Source organism: Methylobacterium litchii (genome assembly GCF_038442315.1).
GTDB lineage: Bacteria > Pseudomonadota > Alphaproteobacteria > Rhizobiales > Beijerinckiaceae > Methylobacterium > Methylobacterium litchii.
The window spans coordinates 109,106-121,677 of record NZ_JBBXMY010000012.1; the positions used below are offsets into that span (position 1 = coordinate 109,106).

General features: G+C 70.9%; 12 protein-coding genes. 2 read left to right on the top strand and 10 right to left on the bottom strand.

Annotated features, from left to right (window positions below; genetic code table 11):
• Positions 1-66 precede the first annotated feature (66 nt).
• The gene (locus AAHF99_RS20075) at positions 67-486 is read left to right on the top strand and encodes a hypothetical protein (RefSeq protein ID WP_342166240.1); all 420 of its coding nucleotides are present in this window, start codon (positions 67-69) and stop codon (positions 484-486) included.
• 32 nt (positions 487-518) lie between these two features.
• The gene (locus tag AAHF99_RS20080; RefSeq protein ID WP_342166241.1) at positions 519-1,679 is read left to right on the top strand and encodes a hypothetical protein; all 1,161 of its coding nucleotides are present in this window, start codon (positions 519-521) and stop codon (positions 1,677-1,679) included.
• A gap of 146 nt (positions 1,680-1,825) precedes the next feature.
• Here AAHF99_RS20080 and AAHF99_RS20085 read toward each other — a convergent pair whose 3' ends face one another.
• The 10 genes from AAHF99_RS20085 to AAHF99_RS20130 all read right to left on the bottom strand — a co-directional run bounded on the left by AAHF99_RS20085 (position 1,826) and on the right by AAHF99_RS20130 (position 12,551).
• The gene (locus AAHF99_RS20085; protein ID WP_342166242.1) at positions 1,826-3,469 is read right to left on the bottom strand and encodes a DEAD/DEAH box helicase; all 1,644 of its coding nucleotides are present in this window, start codon (positions 3,467-3,469) and stop codon (positions 1,826-1,828) included.
• Complete coding sequence (cobF, locus tag AAHF99_RS20090; RefSeq protein WP_342166243.1) at positions 3,469-4,281, bottom strand: precorrin-6A synthase (deacetylating); 813 nt, start codon at positions 4,279-4,281, stop codon at positions 3,469-3,471. Before cobF ends, AAHF99_RS20085 begins: the two co-directional genes overlap by 1 nt.
• A gap of 126 nt (positions 4,282-4,407) precedes the next feature.
• Complete coding sequence (locus AAHF99_RS20095) at positions 4,408-5,289, bottom strand: outer membrane protein assembly factor BamD (protein ID WP_243956775.1); 882 nt, start codon at positions 5,287-5,289, stop codon at positions 4,408-4,410.
• Positions 5,290-5,504: 215 nt separating this feature from the next.
• Positions 5,505-6,449 carry a UDP-3-O-acyl-N-acetylglucosamine deacetylase gene (gene lpxC, locus AAHF99_RS20100; RefSeq protein ID WP_243956773.1) on the bottom strand — a complete coding sequence of 315 codons (945 nt, stop codon included), beginning with the start codon at positions 6,447-6,449 and terminating at the stop codon, positions 5,505-5,507.
• Positions 6,450-6,840: 391 nt separating this feature from the next.
• A complete protein-coding gene (gene ftsZ / locus AAHF99_RS20105) occupies positions 6,841-8,607 on the bottom strand; it encodes a cell division protein FtsZ (RefSeq protein WP_342166244.1) in 1,767 nt (588 codons plus the stop codon).
• 94 nt (positions 8,608-8,701) lie between these two features.
• Positions 8,702-10,027, bottom strand: coding sequence for a cell division protein FtsA (gene ftsA, locus AAHF99_RS20110; protein WP_243956769.1), 1,326 nt, complete (start codon positions 10,025-10,027; stop codon positions 8,702-8,704).
• A 59-nt stretch (positions 10,028-10,086) separates the two neighbouring features.
• Positions 10,087-11,049: a cell division protein FtsQ/DivIB gene (locus AAHF99_RS20115; protein WP_342166245.1), complete on the bottom strand. Its 963-nt coding sequence runs from the start codon at positions 11,047-11,049 to the stop codon at positions 10,087-10,089.
• A complete protein-coding gene (locus AAHF99_RS20120) occupies positions 11,016-11,936 on the bottom strand; it encodes a D-alanine--D-alanine ligase (RefSeq protein ID WP_342166246.1) in 921 nt (306 codons plus the stop codon). The genes AAHF99_RS20115 and AAHF99_RS20120 overlap by 34 nt, the downstream gene beginning before the upstream one ends.
• Positions 11,933-12,331, bottom strand: a complete 399-nt coding sequence (locus tag AAHF99_RS20125; RefSeq protein WP_342166247.1) for a type II toxin-antitoxin system PemK/MazF family toxin — start codon at positions 12,329-12,331, stop codon at positions 11,933-11,935. The genes AAHF99_RS20120 and AAHF99_RS20125 overlap by 4 nt, the downstream gene beginning before the upstream one ends.
• Positions 12,318-12,551 (bottom strand): AbrB/MazE/SpoVT family DNA-binding domain-containing protein, encoded by a 234-nt coding sequence (locus tag AAHF99_RS20130; RefSeq protein ID WP_342166248.1) that lies wholly within the window; start codon positions 12,549-12,551, stop codon positions 12,318-12,320. The genes AAHF99_RS20125 and AAHF99_RS20130 overlap by 14 nt, the downstream gene beginning before the upstream one ends.
• Positions 12,552-12,572: the final 21 nt, after the last annotated feature.

A 12,572-nucleotide genomic window follows, 5' to 3' on the forward strand; every position in this document is an offset into this window, starting at 1 on the left:
ATAATCTGGCGGCGCCGGAATGCGGACGGTATCGGGAAGCCCTCCCCGACCGAAGAGGCTCCCCAAATGATGATCCGGCTCGCCGCCGCCCTCGCCACGTCCCTCGGCGCAGACCCGGCCGTCGCCCCGCCGCCCCCCGCCCCCGCGCCGAGCACCTACAACCTCGAACGGATCGTCCCCCGGGGGGAGGCGCGGACCATCGCCTTCTACGCCTCGCTCTTCCCCGATTGCACCGCGCAGGGGCCGGTGGTGATCCGCCTGCTGACGCCGCCGCGCCACGGGCGTGTGACCATTGAGACGGTGCAATCCTTCCCGCAATTCGTCGCCACCTCGCCGCTCGCCGAGTGCAACACCCGCAAGGTGCCGGGCAAGCGGATGATCTACGAGGGGGAGGAGGGCTACGAGGGCGCGGACACCTTCCGCATCCTCGTCATCAACGCCGACGGCACCGGCTACGAATCGGATGTGAAACTCTCGGTGCGGTAGCGCTGCACTGGACAAGACAACCCGGACACCCGATGCACGCCGTGACACACGCGGAACGGGTGACCGGGATGGACCATGCGGCGGCCGTCTCCCTTGCGGAGCGGCTCCACGGCTTCCGCAGCCTGGGTGACAATTGCGAGTTCGGCTTCGTGCAGCGCTACGGGGGCGTCGAGCCCTCCGGCCTGCTGCGCTTCGCCTACACGCCGATGGAGGACCTGATCCGGGGCCTGCGCTGCGGCTTCGCGGATCTCGGTGCGCCCGGCGACCTGCACCTCTCGGTGAGCCAGGGCGGCGCCTATTACTGCCACAGCCGGGCCTACAACATCTGGGCCAATACCGGGCAGGCGCCGGGCTCCGCGGAGCCGGAGGCGCTTCTCGCCCGGGAATATGGCCGCCTCGCCCATCTCAAGCGCAAGATGCTCGACGAGTTGGCTGAGGGCGCGCTCATCCTCGTGCGCAAGGTCGGCGACTACGAGCCGGAGGCGGATTTCGCGCGCCTCGCCGAGGCCGTCTGGGCGCATGGACCCTCGACGCTCCTGAAGGTCACGCAGGCCGGGCCGGGATGGCGGCCGGAGCCGGTGCGGCGGATCGGGGAGCGCCTGATCGCGGGGAGGGTGCGCCGCTTCGCCCCGACGGAGCAGGCCTGGGAGGTGGATCTGGAGCCCTGGATGCACCTCGTGGACGGGGCCTGGGCGCTGGTACGGGGCAGGGACCCCACGGATCTCGGGGCGGGCGCCTTTCCGGAGGCGATGCCCCTGCCCGGTGGCCTGCGGCGCCATGCCGGACGCCGGCCGGAGGCGGGCTTCAACGGCTTCACCCGGATGGTGGACCCGTCCGCCTTCGACCCAAACGGGATCTACGTGTTCTCGAGCTGGGTCTGGATCCCGGCGGATTTCGGCGGCGAGCGCGTCCTCGCCGCCGCCGGCTATGCGCGGCTCGCCGGCCGGGACGCCGACCTCGCCCGGCGCGAATGCTGGCAGCCCGTCTGGGCCTCGGGCCGCCTCACCCATGCGGAGCGCGAGCCGGTGGGCCTCGCCATGGTCGGCACCGACCGCGACGCGTTCTGGTCGGCGGGCGGACGCTTCGTCCAGGGGCCGATCCCGGAGCAGGGGGCGGAACCGCACCTGCCACCCCCCCCAAAGCCGTACACCGGAGGGGACCTCTGGGCCCGGCTCAGGGCTCGGCTGGCATAGGCCCGGACACCCGGATCCGGATTTCGCATAAGATATATTATGGAACTTGAGGGCGTGGGGGCGGCCCCTGGGAAGGGCTATGGTTAATGCCGTTAACCATAGCCTGTCACCGGGTGAGGGCGGTTCGGTCCCCCTGCCCCGTGGCGTCAGGCGGCGCGGTCGGCGAGGCGGTGGGTGTCGGTGAGGATGCGCCCGTCGGCGGCGCGGCAGGACAATTCCCGCGACAGCGCCTTGTCGATCACCCGCACGGAGGCCGGCGCGTCGAGGGTGTCGGCGCCGTCGAGGAAGCCGGCCGCGTCGAGGGGCGCGTCGCGGCCGCCGCCGAGGCCGCGCCACCACAGGACCGCCTTCTCGCGCTCGTAGCCGCGTCCCTCCGGTTGAAGGCGGACCCGCCAAGCGCCCTCCGCCCAGGCCAGGACCACGTCGAGTCCGCCCGGCACCGGCTCCAGGCTCCACTCCGTCACCGGATGCCACGCGCCGTCCGAGGTGGGCACCGGGGCGAGGGCGGCCTCCGTGAGGATGGCCAACTCGTCCTCGGCGCTGGCCTCGTGGCCGGGCTCGCGCTCGGCCTCCGGCTCGGTCCAGCAGGTCTCGCAGGTGGAGGCGTTGAGGGCGATCAGGGCGCCGCAGCCGGGGCAGGGTTTGGCACGCAGGCCCCCTGCCCCGCCGCGCACCGCCTCGGCCGTGCGGATCGTGACCGCGTCCACCGGGCCGTGCATCCGCACCAGCCCGGCATAGTCGAGGATCAGCGCATCGTCCTTGCCCGGCGCCCGGCGCAGCGCCCGCCCGACCTGCTGTACGTAGAGGCCGGTGCTGCGGGTCGGCCGGAGCAGGGCCACGAGGTCGACCTCCGGCGCGTTGAAGCCGGTGCCGAGCACGCCCACCGAGGCGAGGCAGCGGATCTTACCGGCCCGGAACTGCGCCACGATCCGGTCGCGCTCGCGCTTCGGCGTGCCGCCCTCCACGGTCTCGCAGGAATAGCCCTCCTCCCGCACGGCGTCGCGCACGGCGGCGGCGTGGGCGAGGCCCGCGCAGAAGGCGAGCCAGGAGCGGCGCCCGCTCCCGTACTCGGCCAATTCGGAGACGGCGGCCCGGGTGATCCAGTCGCGGTTGACGGCGGCTTCCAGCTCGCTGGGGATGTAATCACCCCCGCGCCGGCCGACGCCGGTCACGTCGAGCTGCGTCAGGGTCGCCTTGGAGACGAGGGGCGCGAGGTAGCCCCGGCGGATGAGATCGCCCGTGTCGGCCTCGTAGGCGATGCCGGAGAACAGCCGGCCCGGCCCCTCATCGAGGCGCCCGGAATCGAGCCGGTACGGGGTGGCGGTGAAGCCCACGACGCGCATCGCCGGGGTGAGGGCGGCAAGCCCCGCAAGGAAGCGGCCATAGCGGGTCTCGGCCGAACGCGGGATCAGGTGCGCCTCGTCCACCACCACGAGGTCGCGGGGGCCGATCGCATCCAGCCTGTCCGCGACGGACTGGATCGAGCAGACCAGCACCTGCGCCCCCGCCTCCCGCCGCCCGAGCCCGGCGGAAAACACCCCAGCCGGCGCCTCCGGCCAATGGCGCTGCAACTCGGCGAGGTTCTGCGCGACGAGTTCGCGGCTATGGGTGACGATGGCGACGCGGGTGAGGGGATTCTCCTCCAGCGCCTCCCGTGCCAGGGCGGCGATGACGAGGGACTTCCCCGCCCCCGTGGGCAGGACCACGAGTTGGCCCGCCTCCCCTCCCCGCGCCCAAGCGGCGTCCAGGGCATCGAGGCTCGCCCGCTGATATTCCCGCAACCGCAGCATCACGGGTTTCCGAAGGGCGAGCCCTTCGGCGGGTGCAGGGCGGAGCCCTGCGGATGCCGCGCCAGCAGGTAGATGTCCATGATCCAGCCGTGCCGTGCCCGCGCCTCCGCCCGACGCCGCCGGATCTCATCGCCCACATCCCCGAGCCGGCCTGCGACGAGGATCTCGTCCCCGCTCCCTAGGTAAGCCCCCCAGTAGATCGTCAAATCCGGGTCGAGGTGCCCGAAGGCCGGATCGCCGTCGAGCATCACCACGACACTCTCCGCCCCCTCCGGCCAACCGGCCGCAAGGCGCCGGCCGGTGGTGATGGCGATCATGCCGCCGATGGCGTTCAGGGGCACGGCGTGGCGGGCACAGAGCACCTGCACGCTCGAAATCCCGGGGATCACCTCGCAGGCGATCCTCATCCGGCCCCGTGCCGCGATCCGATCGAGGATGCGCAGGGTGCTGTCGTAGAGGGCGGGATCGCCCCAGACGAGGAGGGTACCGACCTCCCCTGCCCCGAGACCCAGGAAGGCGTCTTCCAGCCGCTCGGCGCGGGCGGCGTGCCACGCCTCCACGGTGGCGGCATAGTCGGCGGGGTTCCGCTCGCGCGGCGGGTCGTCCACGGTCACGAGGCGATAGGGCCCGGCGATGTGCGCCGCGCAGACCCGCCGCCGGACCTCCACGAGGTCGGCGGTCTCGGCGCGCTTGTCGAGGACGAACACCGCCGCCACGTCGGACAGCGCCCGCACCGCCTGCAAGGTCAGGTGTTCGGGATCGCCGGTGCCGATGCCGACGACGCGGATCGTTCTCGTGGGGGTCTCGCTCATGCCGGCGCGGTGATTAGCCCGCCTCGTCGGCCTTGGCGAGGAGCGCCCCGGTCCCGCGAGGCCCCCGGAACGCAAAAGGCCCGGAGCCGAGACTCCGGGCCTTCGCCATCGATCCTGTGCGGGGCCTTACTCGGCCGACGCGGTGCGCCCGGTGATCGAGCGGAACGCCTTCGAGAGGAAGGAGGACTTCTCCTCGCGCGGCTCCAGGCCGTTGCTGGCCAGCAGGGCGTGCGCGTCCTTGTACCAGGGCGAATCGGGGAAGTTGTGGCCCAGCACGGCGGCGGCGTTCTGCGCCTCCTGCGGGATGCCCAGCGCCCAGTAGGCCTCGGTCAGGCGCTCCAGCGCCTCCTCGGCGTGGCGGGTGGTCTGGTACTTGGAGACCACGTCGCGGAAGCGGTTGATCGCCGCCGGGAAGTTGCGCTTCTCCAGGTAGTAGCGGCCGATATCCATCTCCTTGCCGGCGAGCTGGTCGCGGGTGATCTGGATCTTGGCCTTGGCGTCCGTGGCGTATTCCGAGGTCGGGTAGCGCTGGACGAGTTCCTGAAGAGCGACGAGCGCCTTCTCCGAGCGGTCCTGGTCGCGGGTCACGTCCGGGATCTGCTTATAGTTCGACATCGCGATCAGGTACTGCGCGTAGGCCGCGTCCTTGCTGGACGGGTGACGCTGCAGGTACAGCTTCGAGGCGTTGATCGCGTCGTCGTACTTCTGGCCTTCGTAATTCGCGTAGGCCGTCATCAACAGCGCCTTCCGCGACCAGTCGGAATACTGGTACGTCTTGTCGAGGCTATCGAACTTCTTGACGGCGCCCTCGTAGTCGCTGTCCTCCATCTTCGCCAAGCCCTCGCTGTAGAGCTTGTCGGCGGGGACATCCGCCACGACCTCGGGCTTGTACTTTTCGGCGAAGATCCCGGTGGGATCGAAGTCGCAGCCGCCGAGGCCCAGGCCCAGCACGGCCACGAGCGGAGCCGCCAGGGCCGTGAGGCCGCGATGACGAATGGTGACAGGCATTCTCGCGCTCTTTCCCCCACCCGGAGCGGTTCTCGCCGCCGGGATGCCAACCCGCTGGTGGTCTCCGGCTCCGAGGAACCGGCCCCGCCATTTACGGGCGGTTAAACCGTGACCTTCGATTCGGGCGCGAAAGCGGCGATGGTGAGGCGGCCCGCATCGGTTGCGCAGTGTGGTGCGCCGGACACAGCCCCCGTGGGCGGCCCGGCCCGCCCGCCTCAGACGTCGGCGGCGAAGGCGGCGAGCCCGAGGCTCGCGCCGAGATCGACGAGGGTGCCCTGGCGGGTGCCGGCGGCCTCGACGATGGCGTAGTTGGCGCGGTCCGAGAACAGGGCGGACAGGACGCCGACATTCATGCGATGGCCGCCGCAATAGGAGCGGTACGCCCCCTGGATCGGCAGGCCGGCGAGGGCGAGGTCGCCCACCGCGTCGAGGATCTTGTGACGGACGAACTCGTCGGGGAAGCGAAGCCCCTCGGGGTTCACGACACCGTTCTCGCCCACCGCGACGGTGTTCTCCAGGGAGGCGCCGAGCGCGAAGCCCGCCTTCCAGTAGCGCTCCACGTCCTTCATCATGCCGAAGGTGCGGGCCTCCGCGACCTCACGACGATAGGTCGCCGGCGACAGGTCCATGGCCTTGCGCGAGCGACCGATCACCGGGTTGTCGAAATCGATCTCGACGTCGAGGCGGAAGCCGCGGTCGATCGGGCGCAGCTCGGCAAAGGCGCGGTCCACCTCGATGCGCACCGGGCGCAGGACCTTCAGCCAACGCTTGGGGGCGCCGCAGGAAGCGAGGCCGACGGCGTCGATGGCCTCCACGAAGAGCTTGGCGGAACCGTCGAGGATGGGAAGCTCGGGCCCGTCGATCTCGATCAGGGCGTTGTCGACGCCCAATCCGAAGAGGGCGGACATCAGGTGTTCGATGGTGGCGACGGCCCCGGTCTCGACGTCACCGATGACGGTGCAGAGTTCGGTGGCGGAAACGAGGGCGTGGTGGGCCTTGATGAGGCGGTCGTTGCCGAGGGGGGTGCCGGTGCGGAGGAAAGCGATGCCGTGGTTGGCGGGGGCGGGCCGGATCGTGATCGCGGCGGGGTTCCCGGAGTGGACGCCGACGCCGGAGAGCGTGGCCGCCGCCTTGAGGGTGGTCTGATTATTCGTTCGCATTCCTGAGCCCTCGGCCGCAATCCCGCTTCGCCACCCCCGTTCGGGTGTGGCGTGCGCCTCGATTCGTCCGCTGCTTGATGCCCCTATACCGCTGACAGGTTGTATCCCCGCGGCACACTCGTTCTTACCGGATTAGCTATAGCCGCGCTCCGCAAGCCAGCCAAATCACGGATTCTTACCGCTTGTTACAAGCTGGACCGGATCGCCATCCGAAGAAAGCGCAACGCGTTCAATGCCTTAAAAATTGGTTAACGCGCGGCGGATCCGTGGCCGATCTGTGGCGCCAATGCATCATATGCACAGGCAGAACACAGATACGACGAGACCCCACGTCGTGCAATCCCGGAGGATTACACAACGTGAGGTTGAATTGTGCCAGTTCGAGTGGCGATCAGTTCGCCTGGCGGCGGAGGAACGCCGGGATCTCGAGCTGGTCGTCGTCCATCATCCGGGGCTGCTGCGGCATGGCGCGGCCCTGGCCGTCCAGGTTGCCCTGGGCCGGACGGTACTGCGGGGCCGGGGGCACCGGAGCGCGGGGGGCCGGGGGCATCGGCGGCTGGTAGGCGGCCGGGGCCGGGGGAGCCGGCGGCATCGCGGCGGCGCGCTGGGCCGGGGCGACCTCGTCCTCACGGCGTCCGCCGAAGCCGACGGTGGCGAGGCGGCGCAGCAGCGACGTCCGCTTGGATTCCGGCGCCGAGTCCTCGGCGGCCCGGCTCGCCATCAGCTGGTTCTGGGCGATCGGGGGCAGCTCGTGGATCTGCGGCATGCGCGGGGCGCGGGCGAGGGCCGGGTTCGAGACCGGCGCGGCGGGGCGCGGCGGCACGAACGGGCCGGCATGGTGCTGCGGGGCCGGCTCGGGCTGGGGCGCGACGGGCGCCGGCACGAACGGGGCGGCGGCGCGCGGCGGCGCGGGGGCGAGCAGCACGTCGTCACGGTTGGTGAGCGGAGCCGGCTCCGGGCGCAGGTCGAGGCGCTGCTCCAGGGACGGCGCCGCCGGGGCGACGGAGACCGGGGCAACGGGCGCCTGGACGGGGGCCGGGGCCAGGGCGGAGGCGACGCTGTCCGTGCGGATGCTCGGCACCGGCGAGGAGGCGCGGGCACGGGCCTCGGCGCGCAGGCGCTCGGCCACCTCCGCGATGCGCTGCTCGGTCTCGGCGATGGCCGGGTTGTTCGGCGAGTTCGCGGAGATCAGGGCGTGCTCGATGCCGGTGGCGACCACGGACACGCGGATGATGCCGTCGAGGCTCTCGTCGAAGGTGGCGCCCAGGATGATGTTGGCGTCCTGATCGACCTCCTCGCGGATGCGGGTGGCGGCCTCGTCCAGCTCGTAGAGGGTGAGGTCGGAGCCGCCGGTGATCGAGATCAGCAGGCCGCGCGCGCCCTTCATCGACACGTCGTCGAGGAGCGGGTTGGCGATCGCAGCTTCGGCGGCGCGGTTGGCGCGCTTCTCGCCGGAGGCCTCGCCCGTGCCCATCATCGCCTTGCCCATGCCGCGCATGATCGCGCGCACGTCGGCGAAGTCGAGGTTGATGAGGCCTTCCTTGACCATCAGGTCGGTGATGCAGGCCACGCCCGAGTAGAGCACCTGGTCCGCCATCGCGAAGGCGTCGGCGAAGGTGGTCTTCTCGTTGGCGACCCGGAACAGGTTCTGGTTCGGGATGACGATCAGGGTGTCGACCGCCGCCTGCAGCTCCTGGATGCCGGCCTCGGCCGTGCGCATCCGGCGGACGCCCTCGAACTGGAACGGCTTCGTCACGACGCCGACGGTGAGGATGCCCATGTCGCGGGCGGCGCGGGCGATGACCGGGGCCGCGCCGGTGCCGGTGCCGCCGCCCATGCCGGCGGTGATGAAGCACATGTGGGCGCCCGAGAGCTGGTCACGGATCTCGTCGATCACCTCGTCGGCGGCCGCCGAGCCGACTTCCGGGTGCGAGCCGGCGCCGAGACCCTGGGTGACGTTGAGGCCCATCTGGATGACCCGCTCGGCCTTCGAGGAGGTGAGCGCCTGGGCATCGGTGTTGGCCACCACGAACTCGCAGCCCAGCAGGCCGGACTCGATCATGTTGTTGACCGCGTTGCCGCCGGCGCCGCCGACGCCGAACACGGTGATGCGGGGCTTGAGTTCCCGGATGTCCGGCGCCTGGAGGGAGATGGCCATGGTGTCGAGCCTCTGCTGAACTTCGCTGTCGCTTGGCGCCTTGCGGCGCCGGTTTTCCTGGTGTCGCTCCCCGCCCCTTGCGGGGCGCGGACCGTTAGAAGCTGTCCCTGATCCAGCGGACGACCCGCGGAAGGTATCGGTGGTCCGTGCCGGTCGCGGCGAAGGCGCCGTGACCGCGTGGCTCGAAGTATTCGGCGTGGGCGACCTGCGGGTAGACGAGCAGGCCGACCGCCGCCGAGAAGGCCGGACCCTTGGCCGCCTCCGGCAGGCCCCGGATTCCCAGGGGCCGCCCGATGCGGACCTGCCCCTGCATCACCCGCCGGGCCACCTCCGGCAGGCCGACGAGTTGGCTCGCGCCGCCCGTAAGCACCACCCGGCGCCCGGCCTGGGCGGCGAAGCCCGCGTTGCGCAGCCGGTCGCGGACCAGCTCCACCACCTCTTCCACGCGCGGCTTGATGATCCGCACGAGTTGCGAGCGCGGGATGTGGGCCGGGGCGTCGCCCTCCTCCTCGCCGACCCCGTGGACCGCGATCATGTCGCGCTCGTCGGAGGGGGAGGAGATGGCCGAGCCGTAGAGGGTCTTCAGCCGCTCGGCCGCCGCGACGCGGGTCGAGAGCCCCCGGGCGATGTCCATCGTGACGTGGTGGCCGCCCACCGCCACCGCGTCGCAATGGACGAGGTGGCCGCCGGAGAACACGCCGACGCTGGTCGTGCCGCCGCCCATGTCCACCACGCAGACGCCCATCTCCGCCTCGTCGTCCACGAGGGCCGAGAGGCCGGCGGCGTAGGGGGTGGCTATCACCGCCTCGACGCCGAGATGGCAATGCTCGATGGCCAGCATCACGTTGCGCGCGGCGGCGAGCTCGGTGGTGACGACGTGCAGGTCGACGCCCAGGGCCTCGCCGATCATCCCCGAGGGGTCGATCACCGCGCCCTGCCCGTCCAGGGCGTAGCCGGTGGGAAGGGCGTGGAGCACGGCGCGGCCGGGGCTGACGCCGTGGGCGCTCGCCGTCTCCAGCACGCGCTCCACGTCCGAGCCCGTGACGCTGCCGGAGCGCACGTTCACCCGCGCCTGGAAATGCTGCGAGGCGAGGCGCCCGCCGGACATGTTCACGATGACCGACTGGACCTCGACCTTGGCCATCCGCTCGGCGGCGTGCACCGCCTGACGGATCGAGCCCTCGGCCGCCTCGAGATCGACGATGGCGCCGCCCTTCAGGCCGAGGGAGCGCTGGTGGCCGATGCCGATGATCCGCGCGAGGTGGGTCCGTCCGCGCAGCGTCGAGAGCGCCTCGGCGGGCTGAAGCTCCGCGATCAGGCAGACCACCTTGCTCGTGCCGATGTCGAGGACCGAGAGGATCGTCGAACGGCGGGCCGAGAGCGGCTTCAGACGCGGCGTAAGGCCGTGTTGGCTGTGCATGAAACGCTACCGGACGCGAAAGGCGGGACGGAGGGAGAAGGCGGGCGCGAGGCGGGGGCTCATGTGGGCGCCCCCGGCTTCTTCTTGTTCTGCTGCTGCGTCTCGGCGCGGGCGGCGGCGGCTTCCTCGGTGAGGCGCACCACCACCCGGTCGGCCATGCGCAGGTCGACGGCGATGATGTCCTTCTCCAGAAGCCGCTCGTTGCGTTCGAGCCTGACGAGGCGGGCCAGCGCCCCGGCCGGATCGTCCTCGGGCAGGCGCACGTCGACGCCGTCGAGCTTCAGGGTCCAGCGGCGGCCGGACACGTAGGTGCCGGCCTTGATCCGGTCGGCCAGCGGGCCGGCGGCGGACACCAGAGCGAGGTATTCCGGCAGCTTCGCGTTGGCGTTCTCGCCCACCACCAAAGGCAGGCTGGCGTAGCGGTCGTCGCGCATGGCGTCGATCACCGTGCCGTCGGCCGCGATGACGTTGATGACGCCGTCCTTCTGCCACAGGGCGGCGGGCTCCCGCTCGACCTGGGTGATGGCAATGTCGTTCGGGTAGATCTTGCGGACCGAGGCCTGAGCGATCAGCGGCACCCGCAGGAGCCGTTCGCGCGCCTCGTTCACGTCGAGGAAGGGCACGGAGGAGCGCCAGTCGATCCCGGCGGCGGCCAGGACCTCGCGCTCGTACATCCGGGAGATGCCGGTGATCGTCACCCGCTTCACCCCGAAGCCGAGGATGCGGGCCGCCACGTCGAGGGGGCGTCCCTGCTCGATGACGAAGGAATCGTAGCGGCCGCTGGCGACGAAGCCGGCCAGCGACACGGCGGCGAGGGACACGGAGACGGCGACGACGCCCGCGCCCCGGGGCAGCCGGTCGGCCATGGACTGGCCACCGCGCACCCGCCGCACCGAGAGGGCGCGGGAGGGAAAGCGCGAAGCGAATCGCAGGAGCGGGCTTCCCGCGAACCGCGCAGGGGTGCCCGCAGCCCGGGCAGGACCCGGGGTCAGCGATTCAGGGAAGCGTCCTCCACCATCCATCGGACGAGCTCACCGAAACTCAGGCCCGCATGGGCCGCCATATCCGGCACAAGGCTCGTCTGGGTCATGCCGGGTTGCGTGTTGACCTCCAACACGACCAGCGCGCCGGTTCCCCCCGGCGTGTCGTCGTAGCGAAGGTCGGCACGGCTGACGCCCCGACAGCCCAGCGCTTGATGCGCCGTTAACGCCAACTCTTGGACGCGCTGGTAAACATTTGGTTTAAGTTCTGCCGGGAGGACATGGATCGAACCCCCTGGCGCGTACTTGGCGTCATAATCGTACCACTCGGTGGCGGCCTTCACTTCGATGACGCCGAGGGGCTTGTCGCCCATCACCCCGCAGGTCAGCTCACGGCCGGCAATGTAAGGTTCCGCAAGGACTTGGTCGCCGAAGCGCCATTCGTCCGAGGCCAGGATCTGGGGCGGATGCGAGCGCCCGTCGCGCACGATGATCACCCCCATGGACGAGCCTTCCGACACCGGCTTGATCACATAAGGCGGAGGCAGGACGTGCTCGCGGGCGGCCTCCATGCGGTTAACGACTCGGCCGCCGGGCACGTCGACGCCGGCCGCGCGCATGACGACCTTGGCGCGCTCCTTGTCCATGGCCAGCGCCGAGGCGAGGACGCCGGAATGGGAATAGGGAATCTTCAGGATTTCCAGGAGGCCCTGGATCGTGCCGTCCTCGCCGTCCGGCCCGTGCAGGGCGTTGAAGGCGACATCCGGCCGGAGCCCGGCGAGCACGGTCGCGACATCGGGCCCGACATCGATCCGCGTGACCCGGTACCCCTCCCCTTCGAGGGCGTCGGCGCAGGCCTTGCCGGAATTCAGCGAGACCTCGCGCTCGGAGGACGAGCCCCCCATCAGGACGGCGACGTGACGGGTCATGGGGCAGGCTCCGGAGAAGAGGTTGGGTTCGGGACGCCGGCTGTGGTCCCGATCATTCCATGAAGGCGGGCATAGACCTCTGCCGCCGTGTCGTGCCGCAGGGCACCGATGGACCGCAGGACGCGGGCGGGCTCGATGCAGGCGATCTTCAAGGGCCGGACGACCGACGGAACAGTGAGACCGGCCGCCGGGAGATCGTCGATGCGGATATCCGTGGCGAGCGCCGTGTTCCGCGCGCTGGTGATCATCGCGATCCAGACGAAGCCCGACGCCGCCACCGCCGGGCCGGAGACGACCAGGGCCGGGCGCCGCCGCTCGGCCAGCCGGTCGGAATACGGGAACGGCACGACGACCACCGTGCCGGCCGGAAGGTTGCCGGGGTCAGAGGTCGGCATAGTCTTCGTCATCGATCGGGCCGCCCCATTCGGTGAAGGCGACGAAGGGGTCCTCCCCCTCGGCCGGAGCCTTGTCGATCGTCACCCCCTCCGACGTGATCACGTAACGGAGCCGGTCGCCGGGGCCGATCGACAGCCACTCGCGCACCTCGGTCGGCAGCACGGTCTGGCTCTTCACCGAGACCTTGGAATACGCCGTTCGGGACGTCTGTGCAGGCATGGCGCTGGACCGTTCGACTTA

Excerpts from the sequence above, each read along its gene's own strand:
- AAHF99_RS20075 (WP_342166240.1), top strand. The coding sequence starts at position 67 with ATGATGATCCGGCTCGCCGCCGCCCTCGCCACGTCCCTCGGCGCAGAC.
- ftsZ (WP_342166244.1), bottom strand. The coding sequence starts at position 8,607 with ATGGCCATCTCCCTCCAGGCGCCGGACATCCGGGAACTCAAGCCCCGC.
- ftsA (WP_243956769.1), bottom strand. The coding sequence starts at position 10,027 with ATGCACAGCCAACACGGCCTTACGCCGCGTCTGAAGCCGCTCTCGGCC.
- AAHF99_RS20095 (WP_243956775.1), bottom strand. The coding sequence starts at position 5,289 with ATGCCTGTCACCATTCGTCATCGCGGCCTCACGGCCCTGGCGGCTCCG.
- AAHF99_RS20080 (WP_342166241.1), top strand. The coding sequence starts at position 519 with ATGCACGCCGTGACACACGCGGAACGGGTGACCGGGATGGACCATGCG.
- lpxC (WP_243956773.1), bottom strand. The coding sequence starts at position 6,449 with ATGCGAACGAATAATCAGACCACCCTCAAGGCGGCGGCCACGCTCTCC.
- AAHF99_RS20120 (WP_342166246.1), bottom strand. The coding sequence starts at position 11,936 with ATGACCCGTCACGTCGCCGTCCTGATGGGGGGCTCGTCCTCCGAGCGC.
- AAHF99_RS20085 (WP_342166242.1), bottom strand. The coding sequence starts at position 3,469 with ATGCTGCGGTTGCGGGAATATCAGCGGGCGAGCCTCGATGCCCTGGAC.
- AAHF99_RS20115 (WP_342166245.1), bottom strand. The coding sequence starts at position 11,049 with ATGGATGGTGGAGGACGCTTCCCTGAATCGCTGACCCCGGGTCCTGCC.
- AAHF99_RS20130 (WP_342166248.1), bottom strand. The coding sequence starts at position 12,551 with ATGCCTGCACAGACGTCCCGAACGGCGTATTCCAAGGTCTCGGTGAAG.
- cobF (WP_342166243.1), bottom strand. The coding sequence starts at position 4,281 with ATGAGCGAGACCCCCACGAGAACGATCCGCGTCGTCGGCATCGGCACC.
- AAHF99_RS20125 (WP_342166247.1), bottom strand. The coding sequence starts at position 12,331 with ATGCCGACCTCTGACCCCGGCAACCTTCCGGCCGGCACGGTGGTCGTC.